The sequence below is a fragment of the Crocinitomix catalasitica ATCC 23190 genome (genome assembly GCF_000621625.1).
GTDB lineage: Bacteria > Bacteroidota > Bacteroidia > Flavobacteriales_D > Crocinitomicaceae > Crocinitomix > Crocinitomix catalasitica.
The window spans coordinates 5,677-28,327 of sequence record NZ_KK211319.1; the positions used below are offsets into that span (position 1 = coordinate 5,677).

General features: G+C 34.5%; 24 protein-coding genes. 19 read left to right on the plus strand and 5 right to left on the minus strand.

Annotated elements, in window-relative coordinates; translation table 11 throughout:
- Positions 1–392: 392 nt before the first annotated feature.
- Both mce and T367_RS0120045 read right to left on the minus strand, forming a co-directional pair.
- Complete coding sequence (gene mce / locus T367_RS0120040) at positions 393–794, minus strand: methylmalonyl-CoA epimerase (protein WP_027421420.1); 402 nt, start codon at positions 792–794, stop codon at positions 393–395.
- Positions 795–871: 77 nt separating this feature from the next.
- Positions 872–1,654, minus strand: a complete 783-nt coding sequence (locus tag T367_RS0120045; protein WP_051568704.1) for a T9SS type A sorting domain-containing protein — start codon at positions 1,652–1,654, stop codon at positions 872–874.
- A gap of 231 nt (positions 1,655–1,885) precedes the next feature.
- Between T367_RS0120045 and T367_RS0120050 the strand changes: the two genes are divergently transcribed.
- The 5 genes from T367_RS0120050 to T367_RS23365 are packed head-to-tail and all read left to right on the plus strand — an operon-like array spanning position 1,886 to position 7,726.
- Positions 1,886–3,634 (plus strand): ABC transporter substrate-binding protein, encoded by a 1,749-nt coding sequence (locus tag T367_RS0120050; protein ID WP_084274503.1) that lies wholly within the window; start codon positions 1,886–1,888, stop codon positions 3,632–3,634.
- Complete coding sequence (gene hemW, locus T367_RS0120055; protein WP_027421423.1) at positions 3,634–4,755, plus strand: radical SAM family heme chaperone HemW; 1,122 nt, start codon at positions 3,634–3,636, stop codon at positions 4,753–4,755. Before T367_RS0120050 ends, hemW begins: the two co-directional genes overlap by 1 nt.
- 28 nt (positions 4,756–4,783) lie before the next feature.
- Positions 4,784–5,263 (plus strand): GAF domain-containing protein, encoded by a 480-nt coding sequence (locus tag T367_RS0120060; RefSeq protein WP_027421424.1) that lies wholly within the window; start codon positions 4,784–4,786, stop codon positions 5,261–5,263.
- A complete protein-coding gene (locus T367_RS0120065; protein WP_027421425.1) occupies positions 5,253–6,869 on the plus strand; it encodes an Ig-like domain-containing protein in 1,617 nt (538 codons plus the stop codon). The genes T367_RS0120060 and T367_RS0120065 overlap by 11 nt, the downstream gene beginning before the upstream one ends.
- The gene (locus T367_RS23365; protein ID WP_051568705.1) at positions 6,869–7,726 is read left to right on the plus strand and encodes a hypothetical protein; all 858 of its coding nucleotides are present in this window, start codon (positions 6,869–6,871) and stop codon (positions 7,724–7,726) included. Before T367_RS0120065 ends, T367_RS23365 begins: the two co-directional genes overlap by 1 nt.
- 18 nt (positions 7,727–7,744) lie before the next feature.
- Here T367_RS23365 and T367_RS0120075 read toward each other — a convergent pair whose 3' ends face one another.
- The gene (locus tag T367_RS0120075) at positions 7,745–8,494 is read right to left on the minus strand and encodes a hypothetical protein (protein WP_027421426.1); all 750 of its coding nucleotides are present in this window, start codon (positions 8,492–8,494) and stop codon (positions 7,745–7,747) included.
- A gap of 153 nt (positions 8,495–8,647) precedes the next feature.
- Here T367_RS0120075 and purD point away from each other — a divergent pair, with 153 nt between their 5' ends.
- The 11 genes from purD (at position 8,648) to atpG (ending at position 17,758) form a co-directional block, all read left to right on the plus strand.
- Positions 8,648–9,934, plus strand: a complete 1,287-nt coding sequence (purD, locus tag T367_RS0120080; RefSeq protein ID WP_027421427.1) for a phosphoribosylamine--glycine ligase — start codon at positions 8,648–8,650, stop codon at positions 9,932–9,934.
- A 40-nt stretch (positions 9,935–9,974) separates the two neighbouring features.
- On the plus strand, positions 9,975–11,237 hold the full coding sequence (locus T367_RS0120085; RefSeq protein ID WP_027421428.1) for a hemolysin family protein: 1,263 nt from the start codon (positions 9,975–9,977) through the stop codon (positions 11,235–11,237).
- 282 nt (positions 11,238–11,519) lie between these two features.
- Positions 11,520–11,948, plus strand: coding sequence for a bactofilin family protein (locus tag T367_RS23370; protein WP_051568707.1), 429 nt, complete (start codon positions 11,520–11,522; stop codon positions 11,946–11,948).
- Between the two features lie 27 nt (positions 11,949–11,975).
- Positions 11,976–12,215 (plus strand): AtpZ/AtpI family protein, encoded by a 240-nt coding sequence (locus T367_RS0120095; RefSeq protein ID WP_027421429.1) that lies wholly within the window; start codon positions 11,976–11,978, stop codon positions 12,213–12,215.
- The gene (locus T367_RS0120100; protein WP_027421430.1) at positions 12,199–12,597 is read left to right on the plus strand and encodes a hypothetical protein; all 399 of its coding nucleotides are present in this window, start codon (positions 12,199–12,201) and stop codon (positions 12,595–12,597) included. Before T367_RS0120095 ends, T367_RS0120100 begins: the two co-directional genes overlap by 17 nt.
- A 91-nt stretch (positions 12,598–12,688) precedes the next feature.
- Positions 12,689–13,846 (plus strand): F0F1 ATP synthase subunit A, encoded by a 1,158-nt coding sequence (gene atpB, locus T367_RS0120105; RefSeq protein WP_027421431.1) that lies wholly within the window; start codon positions 12,689–12,691, stop codon positions 13,844–13,846.
- Positions 13,847–13,886: 40 nt separating this feature from the next.
- A complete protein-coding gene (gene atpE / locus T367_RS0120110; protein ID WP_035846854.1) occupies positions 13,887–14,084 on the plus strand; it encodes an ATP synthase F0 subunit C in 198 nt (65 codons plus the stop codon).
- Between the two features lie 67 nt (positions 14,085–14,151).
- Positions 14,152–14,646, plus strand: a complete 495-nt coding sequence (atpF, locus tag T367_RS0120115; protein ID WP_027421433.1) for a F0F1 ATP synthase subunit B — start codon at positions 14,152–14,154, stop codon at positions 14,644–14,646.
- Between the two features lie 4 nt (positions 14,647–14,650).
- The gene (gene atpH, locus T367_RS0120120; protein ID WP_027421434.1) at positions 14,651–15,187 is read left to right on the plus strand and encodes an ATP synthase F1 subunit delta; all 537 of its coding nucleotides are present in this window, start codon (positions 14,651–14,653) and stop codon (positions 15,185–15,187) included.
- Between the two features lie 50 nt (positions 15,188–15,237).
- Complete coding sequence (gene atpA, locus T367_RS0120125; protein ID WP_027421435.1) at positions 15,238–16,812, plus strand: F0F1 ATP synthase subunit alpha; 1,575 nt, start codon at positions 15,238–15,240, stop codon at positions 16,810–16,812.
- A 67-nt stretch (positions 16,813–16,879) separates the two neighbouring features.
- On the plus strand, positions 16,880–17,758 hold the full coding sequence (gene atpG / locus T367_RS0120130; RefSeq protein WP_027421436.1) for an ATP synthase F1 subunit gamma: 879 nt from the start codon (positions 16,880–16,882) through the stop codon (positions 17,756–17,758).
- 411 nt (positions 17,759–18,169) lie between these two features.
- On the opposite strand, the gene T367_RS24995 is transcribed toward atpG, so the two are convergent.
- Entirely contained in the window at positions 18,170–18,325 is a 156-nt protein-coding gene (locus T367_RS24995) for a hypothetical protein (protein WP_157454335.1), read from the minus strand.
- A gap of 34 nt (positions 18,326–18,359) precedes the next feature.
- Here T367_RS24995 and T367_RS0120140 point away from each other — a divergent pair, with 34 nt between their 5' ends.
- Together T367_RS0120140 and T367_RS0120150 are read left to right on the plus strand one after the other, a co-directional pair.
- Positions 18,360–18,962 (plus strand): REP-associated tyrosine transposase, encoded by a 603-nt coding sequence (locus T367_RS0120140; RefSeq protein ID WP_051568708.1) that lies wholly within the window; start codon positions 18,360–18,362, stop codon positions 18,960–18,962.
- A 235-nt stretch (positions 18,963–19,197) separates the two neighbouring features.
- Positions 19,198–19,731, plus strand: a complete 534-nt coding sequence (locus T367_RS0120150) for a hypothetical protein (RefSeq protein WP_027421438.1) — start codon at positions 19,198–19,200, stop codon at positions 19,729–19,731.
- Positions 19,732–20,582: 851 nt separating this feature from the next.
- Here the strand turns inward: T367_RS0120150 and T367_RS0120165 are convergent.
- Positions 20,583–21,167 (minus strand): riboflavin synthase, encoded by a 585-nt coding sequence (locus T367_RS0120165; protein WP_027421439.1) that lies wholly within the window; start codon positions 21,165–21,167, stop codon positions 20,583–20,585.
- A 197-nt stretch (positions 21,168–21,364) separates the two neighbouring features.
- Here T367_RS0120165 and T367_RS0120170 point away from each other — a divergent pair, with 197 nt between their 5' ends.
- Positions 21,365–22,573: a hypothetical protein gene (locus tag T367_RS0120170; protein ID WP_027421440.1), complete on the plus strand. Its 1,209-nt coding sequence runs from the start codon at positions 21,365–21,367 to the stop codon at positions 22,571–22,573.
- The last annotated feature ends 78 nt before the right edge of the window (positions 22,574–22,651 follow it).

The window sequence follows — 22,651 nt, forward strand, 5'->3', positions numbered from 1 at the left end:
GCGTTTGTGGTTAAAACAATCCTATTATAACTACGGCATATTCACTATTTGTCTTTCCAGCCAACCAAGTCCCGAAGGGACGATATACAACAGCGGAGGAAGACATTCCTTCGATATTTGGTATAATTAAGTTTTAGAACCCTGAAAGGGTGGTATAAATTTTTACCTTTTACCTTTTACCTTTTACCTTTTCCTATTACCTATCACCTATCACCTATCACCTATCACCTATCACGTATCACTCCGGTTAGGGATAGACGCGGATATCCTTTTTTTCGTCCGTCCGTTTCAGGAGGACAAAAAAAGATTAGAGCAAATAGCCCGCCCGCTTCGGCATCGCTCAGCGAGCCAGGTAGGGAACCGCCAAAGGAAGAGACTTAAAGTCAAAAGCGTTAACCTTTCTCCTGACACAATTCAATCAGTACCCCATTCGTAGATTTAGGGTGTAAGAAAGCGATTCTTTTGTTGTCAGCGCCATCTTTAGGTGTTTCATGAATCAATTGAAATCCTTCGGCTTGTAATCGTTTTAATTCGAAGTCGATATCTACTACTTCAAAAGCTAAATGATGCACACCTTCACCTTTTTTGTCGATAAATTTTGCAATTGGACTGTTAGGGTCAGTAGCTTCTAATAGTTCAATTTTAGATTCGCCAGTTTTAAAGAAAGACGTACTCACATGTTCTGATTCAACTGATTCAACCTTATAATGAGGTGTATCAAAAAGCACGCGGAATAATTCGTTTGATGCTTCAAGATTTTTAACGGCGATACCAATATGTTCTAATTTCATAATCAAAAAAAAATCCGATTCAATTTAAGATGCTTTCGCATTAAAACCAAATCGGAAGTGAAAGATAAACAAACGAGAATTTACGTTTTAATAAACTTCTCGTTTTTATTGTCGTAATTAATATAATAAGCTCCCTTTTTCAAGTTAGAGCAATCAACTTCAGAACCTACGCCCTTTTTGACAATATTGCCATAAACGTCATAGATTTCATATTTTGTTTCAATAGGTTTTGTTCCAGATGTAAAAGAGATAGACGATTTCACTTTTTTCGGCGCCATTTCTGGTTCCTGAATCGTTGTATTCGTGAATAGAACTGCGTCAGATGGACGTTTCTTTCCTGTATGGTCAGTTTGTACAACACGCACCTTATTTTCACCCGAGTGAGGAGTTATCGTAAATGCATATTCGTTCGATCCAGATTTTCCAGATCCGTCAACTTCACCAACAACTACCCATTTATTCCATCGAAATTGTTCAACAACAAAAGGTAATTTTCCGGACTCATTAATCGTCGACCAAGTTAATTTACCATCAGGCGTACAAGAAATTTTTTGGATTTCGAAAGTACTTTTCGGCAATAAAACTTCGGGATTTAGAATTTTCGGCTTACAACCTATTCCATGTTCAAGGACAATAAAAACTGGATCACCAATTTTTAATCCGAATTCAGTGAAATCGATTTCAAAAGCACTCGATTGTAATCCATCAGAAATGGGGTCGCCATTTACTGTTGCTTTGGTCACACAAAATCCGAATCCGTCCTCATCTTCGGGGTTTTGTACATAAAGGTTTTTACCTTGGTAATGTCCTTCTAGGGATAGATCTGCATAAGTCACAAATGTACCGCCTAAAAAAATTAACAAGAAAAATATATTGTTCTTCAACGACATAAATCGGTAGGGTGTTTCTTCTAATGCTTAATCAACTGCAATAATAAAGTATAGTTTAGTAATAAACAAGGATATAATCTTATTTTTTTATACACAAATCCTGTACCAAGATTAGGTTAAAAATCAAATCCATCACCACTAAGTTAGAAAATTTCGATTATATTTGATCTAATCAGCACGATAATAAATAGCGAAGTCTTTCATATGAACTTACTACAGAAAATCACGGTCATTATTTCAACCTTTATTTTTGTGGCTTGCGGAGGGTCAGAAAAAAGTTCCAAATCGCCTGAAAAAGTAGCGGAAAAACCGGTATACGGAGGTGTGTTTAAAATGCCATTAACCAGTTTTTTCATCTGTAATTCTGTCAGTGAAATTCAAAAATTAGAGACAGGTCAGATATACGAGCAAATATTTGAAGGTTTAGTCGCTTACAATCCCAAAACTTTAGAAATCGTTCCTTCCTTAGCTAAATCATGGTCAGTTTCTGATGATGGTTTAACTTATAAATTTGTACTAGAGGACAATGTTTATTTCCATGACGGAATTTGTTTTGAAGAAGGAAAAGGTCGAAAATTTGTTCCAGAAGATGTGATTTATACATTTGAAAAAATCTATACCAACGTAAATACAGGTTCTGGCTATTCAATTTTTAAGAATGTGATTGTTGGTGGGGAAGAATTTAAAAACGGAACAAGCGAGCATATTTCTGGAATTACAGTTGATGGTAATGAAGTCACTTTTACTTTAGTGAAGCCGAGTCTGACATTCTTGCAAAAAACAGCAACAGTTTATGCATCGATAATTGCGAAAGAAGCAACAGAGTATGAATATTTCGTTCCAATCGGTACAGGTCCTTTTTATTATGATTTTGATAATTCAAATTCGGAAGTGGTTAAATTAGCAAAGAATAACAATTATTATGGCGTTAACAAAAATGGAGATCGTTTGCCTTATTTAGATAGTGTCATTTTTATTTATGAAGAAGATACAGACACGAAGATGGAGCGTTTTTGGCTTAAAGACCTAGCATTTATTCCAGAAGTCCCAATCTCGAAAATATCGGAAGTGTTAGAGGAAAGAATTAACGATTTTAAAGGTGAAAATGCTAAATATATTTTAAACAGTCAGCCCAAATTGATTACGACCTTTTTAGCTTTAAATATGCAAACGCCAGTTTTTCAAAATAATCTAGTAAGACAGGCATTCACATGTGCGATAGATAAGAATAGTTTAGTGAATAAGATTCTTAAAGATCAAGCTTATGAATCTGGAGATTATGGTTTAGTTCCACCAATCAGTCGTGTTTTTAAAGGATACGATTTTGATCATATGAATAAGTTGAATACCAAATACAATCCAGAAAAAGCAAGGCAATATTTAGCAGATGCTGGATACCCGGATGGTGAAGGATTTCCTTCTGTTCAATTTCAATTTAAAAAAGGAACGGATGAATATTGGGTCGCTTCAGAAATTCAAAGGCAATTACAGAATGTGCTAAAAATTAATATTGATCTACAAGGTGTTGAGTTTAATGAGTTAATTGAAAATCAAAACAATGGTAATGGAGATATTTTCAGAACCAATTGGGTAGCTGACTATCCAAGTGCTGAATCTTTTTTGTCAAAGGCCTACGGCAAGCTTGTTCCAGAAGACCCTACAAAAGCTTCTGTTTTTAATAATTCTAGATATAGTAATCCAGAATTTGATGCACTTTTTGAGAAAGGGCAATTGGCAAACAATCAAGAAACAGCTAATGCTTATTACAGTCAAGCTGAAGCTTATTTAATGGAAGACGCCGCTTTTATCGCTTTATGGTATGCAGAAGATATGTCTTTAGTGCAAGCTGATCTAAGAAACTTATCTTCAAATAGTATTAGTTATTTGTCCTTAAAGGAAGTTTTTTGGACGAGTGATTCTCTATCTAATGCAACTGCGGAAGTAGAGAAGTAATGGCTGGTATATATATTCACATACCTTTCTGTAAGGTAAAATGTCATTATTGTGACTTTCATTTCTCTGTGCAACTGGCTACGATTCCAAAATTGGTTGAGGCGATTCTTTTAGAAATTGATTTACGAACCGATTATCTGCAAGGAGAGACCATTGAGACGATCTATTTTGGGGGAGGAACACCAAGTGTTTTAGCTTCAAATCAAATTGAGCGAATTCTAAGAAAGATAGAAGATAGATTTGCGATTGCTGAAAATTGCGAAATCACTTTTGAATGTAATCCTGATGATCTGACGAAGGAGAAATTGGCAGATTTAAAATCTTTAAAGATAAACCGTTTAAGTATCGGTATTCAATCGTTTGATGAAGAAGTACTGAAGTATATGAATCGTGCGCATAATAGTCAGCAAGCGATTGAAGCGATTGAATGGTCACGTGAAATGGGGTTTGAAAACAGTACTGTGGATTTGATTTATGGCATTCCTAATTTAAGTTTAGACGACTGGAAAAAGCAAGTCGATAAAATGTTGTCATTTCAAATCAATCATTTATCCGCCTATTGTTTAACGATTGAGAATAACACTGTTTTTGGTGCTTGGCAAAAGAAGGGTGAATTGACTTTACCGTCAGATGAAACTAGTTTAGCACAGTTTCAATATCTCATTGATGAACTACCGAATTTCGGTTATGAGCAATATGAGATTTCAAATTTTGCGAAAGAAAATTCAATTTCGAAACATAATTCGGCATATTGGTTAGGCAAGGCTTATTTGGGAATAGGTCCTTCTGCGCATTCGTATAACCATACCCAAAGACAATGGAATGTTGCAAATAATGGTAAGTATTTGAAAGGGGTTCAGAAAGGAACTGATTTTTATGAGTTGGAGGACTTAACTATTGAGGATCGTTTTAACGATTATATCCTCACCCGATTGCGAACAAAGTGGGGAATCAATCTAGATGATTTGGCAAATATTTCATTGGTAAATTTACCGAAAACTAAAAAAATCTTAAATGATAAGATTGCTTTGGGTGACATCGAAATAAAAGGTGAGATTTATAGTTTAACCAATCAAGGAAAATATGTTGCAGATGCTATTTCTGCAGATCTATTTATATAAAAAGCCTATTTTTGTTCAAAATTATTCAATGTCAATAGAATTAAAGACGATAGAAGGGTCTAAAAAGGCTAAATACGAAGCATTATTGCCTCAAATCACTCACTTAATTGATGGGGAACCTGATTTGATTGCTAATACAGCAAATTTAGCCGCCATATTAAAACAAACATTCGGATTTTTTTGGGTTGGATTTTATTTCGTGAAGGAGAACGAATTAGTATTGGGGCCATTTCAAGGTGAATTGGCTTGTACAAGGATTCAATATGGAAAAGGTGTATGTGGTGCAGCTTTTGCTACCAAGCAAACACAATTGGTTGCAGATGTTGATCAATTCCCAGGACATATTGCTTGTAGCAGTCAAAGTAAATCTGAAATAGTAATACCCATCTTTAAATCTGAAGAAGTAGTAGCTGTTTTGGATATTGACAGTGATCAATTGAATGATTTTGATTCGGAAGATCAATTTTACCTCGAAAAATTAGCAAAGATAATCGCCAATGTTTTTTAATCAATTGAAGAAACATAGGCAATTTTATATATTGGTTAGCCTTTTCTGGATAATTGGATGTGCACAGGTCAATCCTTTAGTAGGTGGACCGAAAGACACAACCGCTCCTAGCTTTGATCCTGAATTATCCAGTCCTAAAAATGGGCAATTAAATTTTTCTGGTAATGAAGTGCAGATTAAATTTAGCGAATACATTAAATTGAATAATGCGAATGATAATATCATTGTTACACCTCAACTTAAAGAACGTCCTACAGTCGTTGCAAAAAATAAAAAGTTTTCACTCACTTTTAATGAAGAATTAGAGGAGAATACTACGTATACCATTAATTTTAATCGTGTAATTCAAGATATTACTGAGCAAAACGATTCTATATTTCAATTTGTTTTCTCTACCGGTGCTTATATTGATTCGATGTCTATTAGGGGGACAATAAAAGATGGATTCACAAATAAGAATTTAGAGAATTATTTGGTGGCTTTGTATCCAACAAATCATGCTATCCCTTTCGATTCAATTCCTTTACAAATGAAACCGACTTATATTGGGCAATCTAATACAAGTGGTGATTTTGAGATTAATTATTTAAAGAAAGCAGCATATTATGTTTTCGTTTTCAATGATGAAAACAGGAATTTAAAGCTTGATGCTTCTGAAAATCGTGGTTTTAGTTCAACCTTTCCTATTGAATTGATAGATAGTATGCCTAAAATTGAAATGAGAAGTTTTAAGGAGGCAGATGATACCTTGCGTAGAATCTCAACGACATTCGAATTCCCTGGTAAATTAACCTTAGTTTTTAATCAAGCGCCAGATTTTTTAAGGGTAACAAATAATTCAGGAATTCAATTAGTTCAGGAAGAAACAGAACGCGAGGATTCATTGATTTATTGGATGGAAACTGTTCCTGTGGAGCAAACTGAATTTTATTTAGAAATCAACAATGCGAAAGATACTTTAAAACCTTTGTTAAAAAACACGCCCAAAGGTGGTAAACCTCAAGTTTTATTATTAGAGAACAATATTGTGTCCGGAAAATTATTACCCAAAGAACGGTTAAAAATTACGGTGTCAGAACCAATTTCATTTATGGATACGAGCAAAGTTCATTTCTTCAATAGGGATTCGGTTGAATTAAAAATGCCGGGGTATAAAATTCAAAATTTAAGAACGTTAGAATTTGATTCGGTTGGTACTGAATATTTTAAGGTTGTAATTGATACAGGTGCCTTTAAGTCGATTTATAAATATGAGAATCCTACTGAGTCTTCATTCTTTTTTGAAAGTAGACCATTGACTTATTTTGGTACATTAGTTCTGAATATTGATACTACATTTATTACGGAAGTATTTATTGAACTATTGAATGATAAACAAGAGGTTGTGGCAACAAGACCTTTTGCTAAGAGTATGAGATTTGAGAATTTAGCACCTGTACAGCATCAGGTTAGAATGATTTTAGATGCCAATGGTGATGGTAAATGGACATCTGGGTCATTGCAAAATGGATTGCAACCAGAGCAAGTGATTTACAATACAAATCCAATAGATGTTAAGTCGCAATGGGAGAGAGAAGTGGATTGGCTTATTGAAAAAATTGAATAATGGGAAGAATAAAAGATTTCTTGAAACGAAAATTTTACATTTTAAAAGTAAGAGATCGTTTTTCTGCGTCAGTTCAAATTGGACAACGACAATTGTTTTTAGCACATCAAAAAGCGAAGGCAGATAATCAATTGCCAAATTTTGATGATACCGGTTTCCGTGTTTTTTCTCAATTCGAGGAGGATGGCAAAATTCTTTACATACTTGCGTTGATTGGTATGCAGAATAAAACCTTTTTAGAGATAGGGTCAGATGATGGCATCAATAGTAATTGTGCAAATTTGGCTTTGAATTTCGGGTATGATGGTTTGTTTTTAGATGGCAATCCGAGAAGTATTGAAAGAGGCAAATATTTTTACGCTAAATATCCACATCCTTGGTTGCCTGCGCCAAAATTCACTTGCGCAAAAGTATTGGCTGAGAATATTAATCAATTGGTCGCGGACGCTGGATTTAGTGGTGATATTGATGTGATGTCCATTGATATTGATGGGAATGATTATTGGGTTTGGAAAGCATTAACTCAAGTTAGTCCGAATGTTGTAATAATTGAAACCCATATTGAATTTGGTATGCGCAATATCGTTGTGCCTTATGATCCTGCTTATTTTTATCCAGGTAAACATCCTGTTTATCACGGAGCATCGCCAATTGCTATGGTTAATTTAGCGAGATTAAAAGGTTATCGATTGGTTGGAGCGAATGATTTAGGGTTCAATTTTATATTCGTTAAAAACGGATTGGCAGATGACATTTTACCTGAGGTTCCGGTAGAATCTGTATTAACCCATCCTTCAGTTAAAGAATCTTGGAAAAGATTTGAGCCAATTAAGGATTGGGAATATTTAGAGGGGTAAAACCAAATCTTTTGTTGTTTAGATCTTAAATCTCAATTTCACATCAATATAATGTTGGAAGCGCGTGAAAGAATTGAATTCACTTACTAATAGGTCTGTACCTTCATAATAAAGCGTCCGTTTCATGATTTTATTTCGGGTCAATTCAGGTGAATAGAATAAACCTAATTCCCATCGGTTTTTAATGGGGAATCTTGCGCCTATATTTAACGATAAGCCGTAAACAAAATATTGATTTTTACCAATTGGCCGTGCATAAGCTAAGTTTTTTAGGTTTAAGGATCCGTTGTCTTGCTCTCGTTGGGCATTGTCGTGATAATCATGTGCGCATTCGTTACAATCTTCCCAAGTATCAGTAATTGTTGAATAGGCGCTTCCTTCATCATAAATCCCATTGACTGATCTATTATAGCCTATGACTAAATTTGTTCCAAAACTCAAATACTTGTTTGGCTCGTAGTCTAAACCACCACGGATAATATATAATCTGTCCCAAGCCTTCTGTGTTCTATAAATTCTTAAAATTTCTGATTCAAATGCTAAAACATTATCCATTAAAGGAGGGTTTTGGATATTGTCATAGGTGGCAGAAATGTTTAATTTTAATTTAGGTTGAATGGAATGTTGAAATTCGAATCCAAACTTACCATAATCAAAATTATTTATTTGTAAACCCCCAATAATTCCAATACGATTTTTATGTGGAGAGTCTTGTGCATAGTTGTTTAGAACGATGCTTAATGATAATATAGCGATTATTAATTTCATAGTCTATCAACGTCAATTGGATTGATATAATTGTGTTCAACTCTATTTTTAATTCTTTGGAATACTATTTTCGGGTAAAAAAAAGCTGAATTGTTGATAATAAAATGTGCGTAAAACCAACTCAATCGATAACTTTGTATAAAATATTTTTGAATGAATGTATTAGTATTAGGATCCGGAGGAAGAGAACATGCTTTTGCATGGAAAATTGCGAGAAGTTCGCAAATTGATAAACTTTTTATTGCTCCTGGAAATGCGGGTACTGCGCAAGAAGGAACAAATGTGGATTTAGCTGTTGATGATTTTGACGGTATTAAAGCATTCTGTTTAGCAGAAAAAATCGATTCAGTTTTAGTTGGACCAGAAGTTCCTTTAGTTTTAGGGATTGCTGATTATTTTGAAGCTGATTCCGAGATTAGTCATATCGCGATTATTGGACCAAATAAAGCGGCGGCACAATTAGAGGGAAGTAAAGATTTCTCTAAGCGTTTCATGAAAAAATACAACATTCCAACAGCGAAATACGCAACATTTACAAAAGATACTATTGAGGAGGGATATAAGTTTTTAGAAACTTTAAAACCACCTTATGTATTAAAAGCTGACGGTTTAGCCGCTGGAAAAGGGGTGTTGATTTTACCTACTATTGAAGAGGCGAAACTTGAATTAAAAGACATGTTAGAAGATGCCAAATTTGGTGATGCTTCTTCTCGTGTTGTTATTGAAGAGTTTTTGAAAGGAATAGAGCTATCTGTATTTATTGTTACTGACGGTCAGTCGTATAAAAAGCTTCCTGAAGCAAAAGATTACAAACGTATTGGAGAAGGTGATACTGGGTTGAATACTGGTGGTATGGGCGCTGTTTCTCCTGTTCCTTTTGCAACGCAAGGATTCATGGATAAAATTGAAAATCAAATCATCATTCCAACCGTTAAAGGTTTAAAAAAGGAAGGTATTGATTATCGTGGATTTATCTTCTTTGGTATTATCAATGTAAAGAATGATCCTTACGTAATAGAGTACAATTGCCGAATGGGTGATCCAGAAACGGAAGTTGTGATTCCTCGTTTAAAATCAGATATAATTGAATTATTCGAAGGTGTTGCTACGCAAACTTTATCAGAACGCGATGTAGAGTTCGATTCGAGATCTGCGGCTACAGTAATGATGGTTTCGGGTGGTTATCCTGATGCATACGAAAAAGAAAAAACAGTAACGGGAATAAATAGTATACATGATTCTTTAGTTTTTCATTCAGGCACTAAAAAAGATGGACCTACTGTTCTTTCTGCTGGCGGTCGTGTTTTATGTGTAACTTCATACGGTAAAAACATCGAAAAAGCATTGGAATTATCATATAATAATATCGGTAAAATTTCATTCGATAAAGCTTATTATCGTAAAGACATTGGTTTTGATGTTGTTGACGAGTCAAAATAAAGATATATTTGTATATTCGTTATTATTCATAAACTAAAAAATGGACCCCGAACCCCAGACGTACTTGATCATTGTTATAACGCTATTGTGTTCCGCATTTTTCTCTGGTATGGAAATCGCTTTTGTTTCAGCCAATCGTCTTAAAATTGAATTAGATAAAAACAGTGGGGCAACGAGTGGTAAGATTTTAGCTTATTTCGTAAAAAACACGTCGAATTTTATTAGTGCAATGTTATTGGGAAATAACGTGTCTCTTGTCGTTTACGGTATATTTATGGCCGTTGCACTCGAGCCGGTCTTAAGCTTTGCTTCTGAATTTCCTGCAGCGCTTTTATTCCTCCAAACCATCCTTTCAACATTGCTTGTATTGGTAACTGCTGAGTTCTTGCCAAAGGCTATTTTTAGAATTAATCCCAATGGTATTTTATCAATTGGCGCGATTCCGTTGTTCATCGTTTATTGGGTGTTTTATATTCCAACGTTAATTGTAATGTCATTTTCAAATTTGATATTAAAATTGATGAAGACGGATATTAAAAATGTGCAACAAGTATTTACGAAAGTTGATTTAGATCATTATGTCAGAGATTTAAATGATCGGATTGCAGAGGATGCACATTTGGAAAATGAAATTCAAATTCTGAACAATGCACTGGAATTCTCTAATGTAAAAGCTAGGGATTGTATGGTTCCGCGAACAGATATCGTAGCTTGTAATCTAGAGGATGACATTCATAGTCTAAAAGAGAAGTTTATTAGTTCAGGTCTTTCAAAGATTTTAATTTACCGCGATACAATTGATAATATTATAGGATATGTTCATGCTTACGAACTATTTAATAAGCCAGATCAAATAAAGAATGTGATGCTGCCAGTAGGCGTTGTTCCAGAGGCGATTTATGCGAAGGAATTATTATCACAGTTTACCCGAACGAAACGTAGTATTGTGGTTGTGGTGGATGAATATGGTGGCACTTCTGGTTTGATTACAGTAGAGGACATCATAGAAGAGATATTCGGAGAAATTGAAGATGAACACGATCATGACGAAGAGCTTAAAGAGCAGATCGACGAGACTACGTTTATCTTTTCTGGACGAACAGAGATCGACCATATCATTCAAGAACACAATCTACCCATTCCGCAAGGAGAGGAATATGAGACATTGGCTGGCTTTGTTTTGAATGAGTTAGAAGAAATTCCTGAAGCCCAAACGAGTTTTGACACCGAAAAATTAACATTCACGATATTAGAAGTGTCAGACTCTAAAATTGACTTGATAAAAGTCGAGATTAAAGAGTAATTATTTTCATTTAGATTACAATCCGACTTGTCATTTATTCCTGTATCAACCTTATATTGTATTGTTTATAGGATGCAGTGTTAGATAATGCATATTGGTTAGTCAGAATTAGTGTCATGTTCATTGGTCGTTTAGATTCGTTTTTCTGACTTTTAACGCTGCAATTTCGCGTGTTTAAATAAAATCACATCAGTTAAGTATTTTAACATTATCACACATTTTATCATTGGGAAGCGATACTTTTTTTGCTATCTTTGTTATATATCTAAAACTTAGCATAAAATGTTTAAAGGTGGAAACGGAAAAGAGGGTCAAACAAATTCTCCAGACAAATTAAATAGAATTGTTGAAGGCACTGTTATTGTTGGCGAAATTAAAGCCGATAGCAATTTCAGAATCGAAGGAACGCTAGAGGGATCTTTGGATACTTTGGGTAAATTAGTTGTTGGTCCAACAGGAAAGATTGACGGACAAATTAAATGTGCCAATGCGGATATTGAAGGAGAGATTAAAGGAGATTTAGTTGTCGATGGTTTATTAAGCATTAAATCAACTGCAAAAATTGTTGGAAATATCACAACAAATAAAATCGAGATTGAAGTTGGTGCAGTATTCCAAGGTGTTTGTAATTATGCCAATCAAAAAGATGCTCCACTTTTAGCGAAAAAGTCTAAAATGGACAAAGCAGAAGATGCTAAGGTTGTTTATTAACCTTGCGTTATTAAATATTAGTCAATTATGTCTGAGCAGAAAAAGGATTCGAAACCGAATGCGATAGCAAGATTATCTTCTGCTGGCATACAAATGGCAATAGTAATAGGAGGAGGAGCTTGGGGTGGAAGTGCTTTAGACGAGCATTATCAAAATGAAAAACCTATTTGGACAATTGTTTGCTCATTAGCTGGAATAGCAATTGGATTGTATTTGGTTTTAAAAGACGTCATGAAAATTTCTAAGGAGAATGATAAAACAGATTAAAAGTGCGTATGTCACAATAATTTCAGCACTATTATTTTTAGGCGGCATTCATATTTTATTGCTGTCATATGTATTGCCTGAGTACTATACAGATATTAGTTTAATCTACATTTATATTTTTTTATTAGTCACTAGTCTTTTGGGTATTCTTGGAATTCTAAAGGTGCGTCAACACAACAAAGAGCTTCTGCCGCAAGTATTATTAGCATATACGGTCATTAAGTTTTTAGCTAGCTTGGTATTCTTACTACCTGATCTTTTAGATAAAACTGATTTTACAAAACCTTATGTTTATCAATTTTTCGCAATTTTTTTTCCATTACTAATTATCGAATCTGTAGTATTTATGGGGATTTTGAATAGTCCTTCTGAAGAAAAATAGAATTTCTTAATTTTCGTGCCGTTTTTATTGCTGCCAATTAGTTTTTAAATAGTAACTTTGCCGCAAAATTTGAAGAGAACAGAACGTTCGCATGAAGATATTAGGTATGAAGTTTAGTTTGAAAATCATATTTGTTGCAGTTACACTTGGTTTAGGTTTAAATTCAAATGCACAAAACATTGAAGATTTACCATTAGAGTTACTTAGAGGAGTAATGCAACCTGTTGAAGAAGCAGAGGAGCATTACGAAAGTGCTGAACATGCAGAAGAAAAGGCTGGAATTGATCCAGTTCATCACGTTTTAGATGCGCATGATGTGCATTTATGGGGTGCAGGAGAAAGTTCTTTTTCAATTCCATTGCCAATTATTCTTTGGACTGAGAATGGATTAGTAACATTCATGTCTTCTAAGTTCCACCACGATGATTCTGGTCATCATATTGTCGAAGCAAACGGAATGAATTTCGTGAAGTCTCACGGCAAGATTTATCAATTAAACGAAGGTGAACATGCAGTGGCTTTTGATGCAGAACATCATGTAGCAAATGCTGTTAAACCAGTTGATTTATCTATCACTAAAAATGTATTCGCTATCTTTTGTGTTGCGATTATTATGTTTTTAATATTTAGATCAGTAGGAAAACAATACAAAGTAGGTGAAGCTGCTGGAGCACCTAGAGGCTTAGCTGGTTTTATGGAACCATTAGTTGTTTTCGTTCGTGATTTCTCAAAAGAAAACATTGGAGAAGGAAAATATTTAAAGTTCATGCCTTATTTATTAACGGTATTCTTTTTTATTCTTTTCGGTAACCTATTCGGTTTGATTCCATTTTTAGGTGGAATTAACATGACAGGTTCTATTTCAATCACATTATTATTAGCATTGTTTACATTGATCATTCAAATGGTAAATTCAAAAGGTCCTTATTGGAAACATATTTTAATGCCTCCTGGAGTACCTGTTGCTTTATGGCCAATTTTGGTTCCAATTGAATTAATTGGTGTATTGGTAAAGCCGGCAGCATTGATGATTCGATTATTTGCGAACATCACAGCGGGACACATTATTATTTTATCATTAATCGGAATAATATTTATTAACCAAAACATGGCTTGGGCGGGATTATCTGTACCAATGGCATTGTTTATTTCGGTATTAGAACTTTTGGTGGCTTTCTTACAAGCTTATATTTTTACAATGTTGTCTGCGATGTTTATCGGGTCAGCAGTGGAAGAGGCGCATCATTAATTAGAAGAGTATATTAATTGTTAAACTAAATAAATAAATTATGGGAGCAATCGGAGCTGGACTAGCTGTATTAGGAGCTGGATTAGGAATCGGAAAAATTGGTGGATCTGCAATGGATGCTATTGCAAGACAACCAGAAGCGACTGCTAAAATTCAAACTGCAATGATTATTGCTGCTGCACTTATTGAAGGTGTTGCACTTTTCGGTGTTGTAGTAGGAATGTTAGCTAATGGCTAAAAAAAATTAAGTCACCATTTAGGGATTGCCTATTTGGTGACTTATTTAACAATTAAAAAAAGAAAACATGGAATTGATTACACCAGCGATTGGACAGATATTTTGGGGAGGTTTAGTTTTTCTAATCTTATTATTCCTTTTAAAGAAATTTGCTTGGAAACCTATGTTGAGCGCCGTTAATCAGCGTGAAGAAAGTATCCAAGAATCAATTGATTTAGCTGAGAAGACTAAAGCTGAAATGGAAGCTTTAAAACTTCAAAACGAAGATTTATTGAAAGAAGCACGTATTGAGCGTGATAAAATGATTAAAGATGCTACTGCAACTTCTAAGAAATTAATTGAAGACGCAAGAGTTGAAGGTCAAACACAACAAACTAAAATTGTTGAAGAGGCACAAAAAATCATTCGAAGTGAAAAAGCTGCAGCAATTGCTGAGTTGAAAACACAAGTAGCTTCTTTATCTTTAGAAATAGCTGAAAAAGTTATTAAAGGAGAATTAGCTTCTGATGACAAGCAAAAAGCGTTAGCAGAACAAATCGCAAACGATATTAGTTTAAACTAAGAAAATGAGCGTAACCAAAGTAGCACATAGATATGCCCAGGCATTACTTGATTTGTCAGTAGAGCAAAACAATATTGACAAAGTAAATGCTGATATGGTAGAATTGGCTTCAATTTGCAAAACGTCAAAAGATTTTGATAATTTGCTTAAAAGTCCGATTGTAGGAACTGCAAAAAAGATTGATATCTTAAACACAATTTTTACAACGAAAATTGAAAAAGTATCACTTGATTTTATCAATTTGATTGTTAAAAATTCAAGAGCAGATATTTTGCCAGAAGTTGCTAAAGGATTTGTAGATCTTTATAAAAAGAAAAACAATATTCTAGATGTAAAAGTAATTTCTGCTAGTCCATTGGATTCAAAGACGAAAGAAACAATTATTGCTAAGATTAAGACAAGCTTTAACGGAACAATAGAATTGATAGAAGAGGTTGATGCAACCCTTTTAGGAGGATTTATTGTTCGAATTGATGATCAACAAGTTGATGCTTCAATCGCTAGTCAATTGGCAAGTTTAAAAAATATTTTATTAAATTAATTTAAATAGTAGGCGAACGTATTAAGCGTTAGTCTAAAATCTATAGTAAAATGGCAGATGTAAAACCAGCAGAAGTTACTGCAATCTTGAGAGAACAACTTTCGGGATTTAAGTCAGAAACAGAATTAGAAGAAGTTGGAACCGTACTTTCAGTAGGAGATGGTATCGCACGTATCTACGGATTATCTAGCGTTCAATACGGTGAGATGATCGAATTCAAATCTGGATTAAGAGGAATCGTTCTTAACCTTGAAGAGGATAATGTAGGAGCGGTATTATTAGGAAAAGGTAATGATATCAGAGAAGGTGATACTGTAAAGAGATTAAGATTAATCGCTTCTATTAATGTAGGAGAAGGTATTGTTGGACGTGTTGTTAATACAATGGGAATTCCAATTGATGGAAAAGGTCCTATTGAAGGAGAAACATTCGAAATGCCACTTGAGCGTAAAGCACCAGGTGTTATTTACCGTGAGCCTGTTACTGAGCCAATGCAAACTGGTATCAAAGCGATTGACGCAATGATTCCTGTTGGACGTGGACAAAGAGAGTTAGTAATTGGAGATAGACAGACTGGTAAAACTACTGTTTGTATTGATACAATCATTAACCAAAAAGAATTTTACGATAAAGGAGAACCAGTTTACTGTATCTATGTAGCGATTGGCCAAAAGGCATCAACAGTTGCAGGATTAGTTGCTAAATTGGAAGCTGCTGGCGCAATGGCTTATACTACAATTGTAGCTGCCAATGCATCTGATGCTGCTCCATTACAATATTATGCTCCATTTGGTGGTGCTGCAATCGGTGAGTATTTTAGAGATACTGGTAGACCGGCATTAATTGTTTATGATGATTTATCTAAACAAGCAGTTGCTTACCGTGAGGTTTCTTTGTTATTAAGAAGACCACCGGGACGTGAGGCATACCCTGGAGATGTATTCTATTTGCACTCAAGATTATTAGAGCGTCCTGCAAAAGTTATCAATGATGATGCGATTGCTGCTCAAATGAATGATGTGCCAGATTCATTAAAAGGAAAAATTAAAGGTGGAGGTTCATTAACTGCGCTACCTATCATTGAAACACAAGCGGGTGATGTTTCTGCTTATATCCCAACAAACGTAATTTCGATTACTGATGGTCAGATATTCTTAGAGTCTAACTTGTTTAATGCAGGTGTTCGTCCAGCAATTAACGTAGGTATTTCTGTATCTCGTGTTGGTGGTAACGCTCAAATTAAATCAATGAAAAAGGTATCTGGTACTTTGAAACTAGATCAAGCACAATATAGAGAGCTTGAAGCCTTCGCAAAATTCGGATCTGATTTAGATGCAGCAACGAAAAGTGTATTGGATAAAGGTGCAAGAAACGTTGAGATTTTAAAGCAAAAAGAAGGTGATCCTTACCGTGTTGAGAATCAAATTGCGATTATCTACGCTGGAACAAAAGGATATTTAACTAAAGTTCCAATCGAACAAGTTAAAGCTTACGAAACTGAATACATTAACTATTTGAATGCAAATCACAAGGATGTGATGGATCAATTAGCAGCAGGTAAATATACAGACGCTTTAACGGATGTATTATCTAAAGTTGCAGTTGAATTAGCTTCTAAATACTAAAAATAATAAAATGTGGTTGTTATCTAACGGTGACAACCACATTTGACAATTGATTTAAAAGGATAGCATGGCTAACTTAAAAGAAATAAGAAATAGGATTACTTCTGTATCGTCAACGATGCAGATTACTTCTGCTATGAAGATGGTATCTGCCGCTAAATTGAAAAGAGCGCAGGATGCTGTTGATCGTATGAAGCCTTATTCTAGAAAACTTCAAGAGATTCTTTCTAGTTTATCTTCTTCTTTAGATGCAGGAGATAATATTTACGCTGATGGTCGTGAGATCAATAATGTAGTTTTAGTTCCTGTTGTTTCGAATAGAGGTTTATGTGGTGGTTTTAACAACTACGTAATTAAAGAAACATTAAGATTGGCTAAGGAAGAATATAGTGGCAAATCTGTAAAGATTGTTCCAATAGGAAAAAAAGCAACTGATTCTTTTTCTAAAACTGACTTAATTGGTAAGGATACATTTTTACCTACAGATGTCGATGGTATCTGGAATGATTTAAATTACAATAATTCGGCTGATATTACTGCAAAGTTAATGGAAGCGTATGTGGCTGGTAAAGTTGATAAAGTAGTATTGGTATACAATCATTCTTTAAATGTTGCTACACAAATTGTAGAAAAAAGTCAATTATTACCTATTCAACAAACAGAAAGCGAAGTAAAATCAACTGGTTTAGATTATATCTTCGAACCTTCTCAGAAAGAAATCGTTGAAGATTTAATGCCTAAAACACTTAAAGTTCAATTGTACGGGATTCTTTTAGAATCTATGGCAGGTGAACATGGTGCTAGGATGACAGCAATGCACAAAGCAACTGACAACGCATCTGAATTGAATAAAGAATTGAAATTACAATACAATAAAGCACGTCAAGCTGCAATTACAAACGAAATTTTGGAAATTGTTGGTGGAGCAGAAGCTTTAAATGGTTAATTCTTAACCTTCATAAAATATTTAAAAGCCTTGTTCACGCAAGGCTTTTTTTGTGGGGTGAATTGTGGTGGTTTTGTTGAGAAGGAATTCCGGTTGAGAAGGCATTTATCTTTCGTGTTTGATCACCAATAAGATTAACAAATCTCTGAACCAAATTTAGTCTTTGTCGATGCAAGTTGCGCAGAATATTCATGCTAACTTTGCCATAAACAAAATTCTAATTGATTTGATCACCTATAAGTTCGACGATTAACAGAACACGGCACGAGATTTAGTATATGTCGATCCTGTAGGGGTCGTAAATCTCTAACTTGGAGTGCTCGTATGAACTCAATGACCCTGTAGGGGTCACATAATCCCCTCTTGTATATGTTAAATAAAGACGTCGTCGTATGAATGGTAAACAAACATTTAAACATGTCTGTTGTCTTTCTTATTTTCATCCCACAGGTGCGTAGGTTTTGAGACAGGCTGCGTAGGATATTCATCCTGCGCCAAACCACAATCTTTTGGATATTTATCCAAGGTGCTGCCCCAAATCAAATTCAAAGTGATACGCGTCACCATAACTTATTCTGTATAAAATCATTATTTTAGATTTGTGGGAAAGCGATCAGGACTAAAACATACAATTAAAAAAGAAGCAAGTTATTTTTTAACGCTTACCATTGTTGGTTGGGCAGATGTTTTTACGCGACCTATTTATAAGGATACTGTGATTGATTCGCTGAAATACTGCATGGAAAATAAAGGATTGAACATTTTTGCCTACGTAATTATGACGAATCATATTCATTTATTGGTAAATACGGAACCTAATTTCAAGCTTGAAGATACGATAAGGGATTTTAAACGGCATACAAGTGTAACAATCACAGATTTAATAATGACTGAACCAGAAAGTAGAAGAGAATGGTTAATGGGTTTGTTTGGAATAGCTGCTGTAGAAAGTTGTAAAGATCAGAATGTGAAATTTTGGCAAACAGGAAATCACGCAATTGAAATTTATAGCGAAAAGTTTGTATGGGAGAAAATAAATTACATTCACAATAATCCTGTTAAGGCAAAATTTGTAAATAAACCTGAAGACTGGATTTACTCATCTGCGACAAATTATGCAGACATGGAATCGGTTTTAAAAGTACATGCATTGACACCAAGCTTATCTAAAATCAGACAGTTTTATTATTACGGTAAAGAATAAAAAGTTAATGGCGGATGAATATCCGCTGAATTCGGTTTTGGTGCAGGATGGATATCCTGCACAGCGTTTTGTTTTATTATTATGGAAATGAATAAAAAGTTGAGCGCGAATGAATAATGTTCATTCTGAATTTGTCGTTAGTGAAGGACGTGTCCTGCGGGACAAGTGATAAATAATGAGCCTGAAAAATACGATATGAATGCAAATTGTACTCCTTTTGAAATAATGCAATAATATGAAAAACATAGTTTTAGTATATTTATTTCTAGTAGCATGCAAAATTTCTTTTGCGCAGGTTGATGCTGTTGTTATTTGGTGTAGTACAGAGTCTTCAATCACTTATCCAATAGTTATAACTAATGATTCAATTACAGATGAGTTTACTAGCGAGCAAATAAAGTATAGAAATAGTGCTGCCATCAAAAAGAAAAGATTATACAACATAATATTGAATGATACTTTGCAGGATGATAAATTATTTACAATCTTTAATATAATTCAAAGCTCATATAATGATTTAATCCCATTTGAGGAGAAAAATGAATATTTAAGCTTCCCAGAAATAAGGTATATTAAGAATGGTGAATTGGTTGAAAAATTAGTAATTGAAAGTAAAGAAAAATTTAAAGAATTGATGGAAGGAGTGAAACCTAACCTTAAAGATGAGTTTAATGACAGTAACTATATAAATTTCTGCAATCACCTTAATGCAATTTATTTAGATGTAGCAGATAGGTATTTTGAAATTAAAACAGAGCAAGATAAATAATGTGGGATATTATGGTAAAGAATAAAAAGTTAAGGGCGGAACTACTGATTCAAAACCTTTAGGTATAACAAAAATTATAAAACAACAGAAAAATAATGATGACATTATGAACTTAATATTTGCAATAATTCTTGCCTGTGGGTCTATGTGCGGATCATTTTTGCACAGTACCAACGCGCGGTATAATGACTATGACTCTGAATTATTTTATTCGTCCGTTGACTCACTTTCTGAAGTATTATGCATAGAAGATTTTGGTTCAGGGAGAAGTCAAGATATTTCGTTTAGGTTGCGAGTTTTGGTTTAATTTACTGATACAACTGATACTTTTTTCGATGAAGTCATTGCTCATGAAAGCTCAAATATTTCATCTTTAGAGTTGGATCTATTTTTGGAAAAATTTTCAGTAAGATGTTCAACCTTAAATATGTATCAAGATAAACTTAAAATTGAGAGAGATAGATATTCATCAGGATTAGAAGGAAATCATTTCGCTATTGAAGTAGACAAAAAAGCTGGTAAGGCATTCACAAAGCCCCGCAGATAATTAAAAACTAAACACCAATCCGCTCTCCGCCTGATGCGGATTGGTTTATTATTTTTTAATTGCCCCCGCTCCGCATGTAGCTTTGCTGCTGCGGTTGCTAAACCATATTTAAAATTCGTAAAATTTCACAACGACAAATGAAAGTTCAGTGTATTTCCGCGTTAAAGATTGCAGCGGATATCCTTTTTTCGGTCGACTGCAAGGAGACTGATAAAAAGATTAGAGCGAAAAGCCTGACACCGCAACTGCGGGGTAACGCCCAAAAAAATCTAACTCCTTTTGCCTATCAACTATTATCTAACCCCTAACCCCTAACCCCCATCATCTTCTTCACATACTTCCCAATAATGTCGAATTCTAAATTTACTTTGGTGCCGACTTTGAATGTGTGGAAATTGGTATGTTCAATTGTGTAAGGAATGATATGAACGGAGAACAATTGGTCCTCAGACTGCACAACAGTGAGACTTACGCCATTCACGGTGATAGAGCCTTTTGAAACGGTTACATCATCATAATCGTATTCAAAAACATATTCTGTACTGCCGTCGTGTTCGATAACCTCTTTACATGTTCCGATGGTGTCAACATGACCTTGAACGATATGTCCGTCTAGGCGATCACCGACTTTTGTACAACGCTCGATATTTACTAGATCACCAATCTGCAATAAACCTAGATTCGTACGTTCTAAGGTCTCTTGAATGGCTGTTAGGGTATAATTGTCTCCATCAATCGCAACAACGGTTAAACAGGTGCCATTATGTGCCACACTCTGGTCAATTTTTAATTCGTTAGTAAAAGCACACGAAAATGTAAAGTGTACATTGGTCGCATCTTTCTCAATCGCTTCTACTTTTCCTAAAGTCTCAATTATTCCTGTAAACATTCTTTGAATTTTGTACAAAGATAAGTCTAAACTTTTACTCTTAAAAATTGATCGGCTCTGTTGTCGCTTTTTATTGAATTTGGTTTGTTGCGATTTCCGCAAATAATTTTATTGACCTGTATTATTCAATTCTACCAATCGGTGGAATGTCCATAATTTTGAACCAGAAATTAGAACAGAGCATAAAAAAATAGAATATGAAAAATGTAATAATGATTGTCCTTTTGATTGCTGGTCAGCAAGTATTTGGACAAAATTCGAAACAAACAGTAGCCATCGCTAATCCGTATATAGAAAGTATTAATATTACACAGAGTCGTGCGGCTAAACTAATTCAGCTTGAATTAATAAAGTTGGATAAATACAATGTGTATGACGAATTTGATATGGCGGAGATTATTAAAGGAAATGAGAATTATACGAATGATTGTTTTGGTATCTCGTGCCTTTCAAACATGGGGAAAGATTTAAATGTTGATTATGTAATTTTTGCAAGTTTTACTGGCTTGAGCAATAAAATTGCAATTTCAATTAAATGGATTGACAGTAAATCAGGTAAACTCAGCAAATCAATGGTGCGTGAGTTTGATAATCAAGAGACTGAATTGCAGAGAATGATCGAGATTTTATTGAAAACGATGAATGGTATTGATATTGATCAGGTGTTGATGGATCGATTAAAATTTAATAATGAGGTGATCACATCGAATAATATTGGGCGAATTAATAATTCTGGTCCGCGTGTTGGTTATGCGATGATGGTTGGTGATATGCAGGAATATGCGATGCGTCCAATGGATCAAGGTGGGTTGGATATTTTTCCTGGAATGAGCATGATTGGGTATCAAGTAGAAAAGCAATATGTTGGAACGGAAAATTTCTCAGCATTGGTTGAAGGTATTTTTAATGTTTCTGGTCTTGAACAAGGACAATTTATTCCGTCAATTACCATTTTAAACGGGTTTAGAATTGGTAAAGCAGGTTGGGAATTAGCATTCGGTCCCGGTTTTGGTGTGAAGAAAGTTTCGGATGGTTTCTTTGATAAGGACAATAGATTTGGCAAAGGGAATAATGCTTATTTCTCTAGAGCTGATTGGGATCAATATTCAGCGAATACTTACGCTTCTGATTCTTCTTACTACGACCAATTTGGTTTTTATTCGCCACCATCGGTTGGAACGGCAACGGACGGAGCAATTAATTATGGTAGTTTTTACGATTCAAGAGGTACGTTAAAAATCAATACAACATTCTTATTCGCTTTTGGTAGAACCTTTAATGCAGGAGCTTTAAACATTCCGGTGAATGTATTCTATTCTTCTAGTAGAGGCGGTGGTTTAGCCGGAATTTCTGTTGGATTCAATGTAATTAATGCGAAGAAGAATATCAATCCAAACGAATATTAATCTGAGTTCAGGTTATAAGCTTTTGTAAATCGACGAAGCTAAGGGGCCGGAGGACATTGTGTTCTTCGGTTTTTTTTT

What these genes read in the sequence shown, in the direction of transcription:
- T367_RS0120050 (WP_084274503.1), top strand. Translation starts at nt 1,886, where the DNA reads ATGAACTTACTACAGAAAATCACGGTCATTATTTCAACCTTTATTTTT.
- hemW (WP_027421423.1), top strand. Translation starts at nt 3,634, where the DNA reads ATGGCTGGTATATATATTCACATACCTTTCTGTAAGGTAAAATGTCAT.
- T367_RS0120060 (WP_027421424.1), top strand. Translation starts at nt 4,784, where the DNA reads ATGTCAATAGAATTAAAGACGATAGAAGGGTCTAAAAAGGCTAAATAC.
- T367_RS0120065 (WP_027421425.1), top strand. Translation starts at nt 5,253, where the DNA reads ATGTTTTTTAATCAATTGAAGAAACATAGGCAATTTTATATATTGGTT.
- T367_RS23365 (WP_051568705.1), top strand. Translation starts at nt 6,869, where the DNA reads ATGGGAAGAATAAAAGATTTCTTGAAACGAAAATTTTACATTTTAAAA.
- T367_RS0120075 (WP_027421426.1), bottom strand. Translation starts at nt 8,494, where the DNA reads ATGAAATTAATAATCGCTATATTATCATTAAGCATCGTTCTAAACAAC.
- purD (WP_027421427.1), top strand. Translation starts at nt 8,648, where the DNA reads ATGAATGTATTAGTATTAGGATCCGGAGGAAGAGAACATGCTTTTGCA.
- T367_RS0120085 (WP_027421428.1), top strand. Translation starts at nt 9,975, where the DNA reads ATGGACCCCGAACCCCAGACGTACTTGATCATTGTTATAACGCTATTG.
- T367_RS23370 (WP_051568707.1), top strand. Translation starts at nt 11,520, where the DNA reads ATGTTTAAAGGTGGAAACGGAAAAGAGGGTCAAACAAATTCTCCAGAC.
- T367_RS0120095 (WP_027421429.1), top strand. Translation starts at nt 11,976, where the DNA reads ATGTCTGAGCAGAAAAAGGATTCGAAACCGAATGCGATAGCAAGATTA.
- T367_RS0120100 (WP_027421430.1), top strand. Translation starts at nt 12,199, where the DNA reads ATGATAAAACAGATTAAAAGTGCGTATGTCACAATAATTTCAGCACTA.
- atpB (WP_027421431.1), top strand. Translation starts at nt 12,689, where the DNA reads ATGAAGATATTAGGTATGAAGTTTAGTTTGAAAATCATATTTGTTGCA.
- atpE (WP_035846854.1), top strand. Translation starts at nt 13,887, where the DNA reads ATGGGAGCAATCGGAGCTGGACTAGCTGTATTAGGAGCTGGATTAGGA.
- atpF (WP_027421433.1), top strand. Translation starts at nt 14,152, where the DNA reads ATGGAATTGATTACACCAGCGATTGGACAGATATTTTGGGGAGGTTTA.
- atpH (WP_027421434.1), top strand. Translation starts at nt 14,651, where the DNA reads ATGAGCGTAACCAAAGTAGCACATAGATATGCCCAGGCATTACTTGAT.
- atpA (WP_027421435.1), top strand. Translation starts at nt 15,238, where the DNA reads ATGGCAGATGTAAAACCAGCAGAAGTTACTGCAATCTTGAGAGAACAA.
- atpG (WP_027421436.1), top strand. Translation starts at nt 16,880, where the DNA reads ATGGCTAACTTAAAAGAAATAAGAAATAGGATTACTTCTGTATCGTCA.
- T367_RS24995 (WP_157454335.1), bottom strand. Translation starts at nt 18,325, where the DNA reads ATGGTGACGCGTATCACTTTGAATTTGATTTGGGGCAGCACCTTGGAT.
- T367_RS0120150 (WP_027421438.1), top strand. Translation starts at nt 19,198, where the DNA reads ATGAAAAACATAGTTTTAGTATATTTATTTCTAGTAGCATGCAAAATT.
- T367_RS0120165 (WP_027421439.1), bottom strand. Translation starts at nt 21,167, where the DNA reads ATGTTTACAGGAATAATTGAGACTTTAGGAAAAGTAGAAGCGATTGAG.
- T367_RS0120170 (WP_027421440.1), top strand. Translation starts at nt 21,365, where the DNA reads ATGAAAAATGTAATAATGATTGTCCTTTTGATTGCTGGTCAGCAAGTA.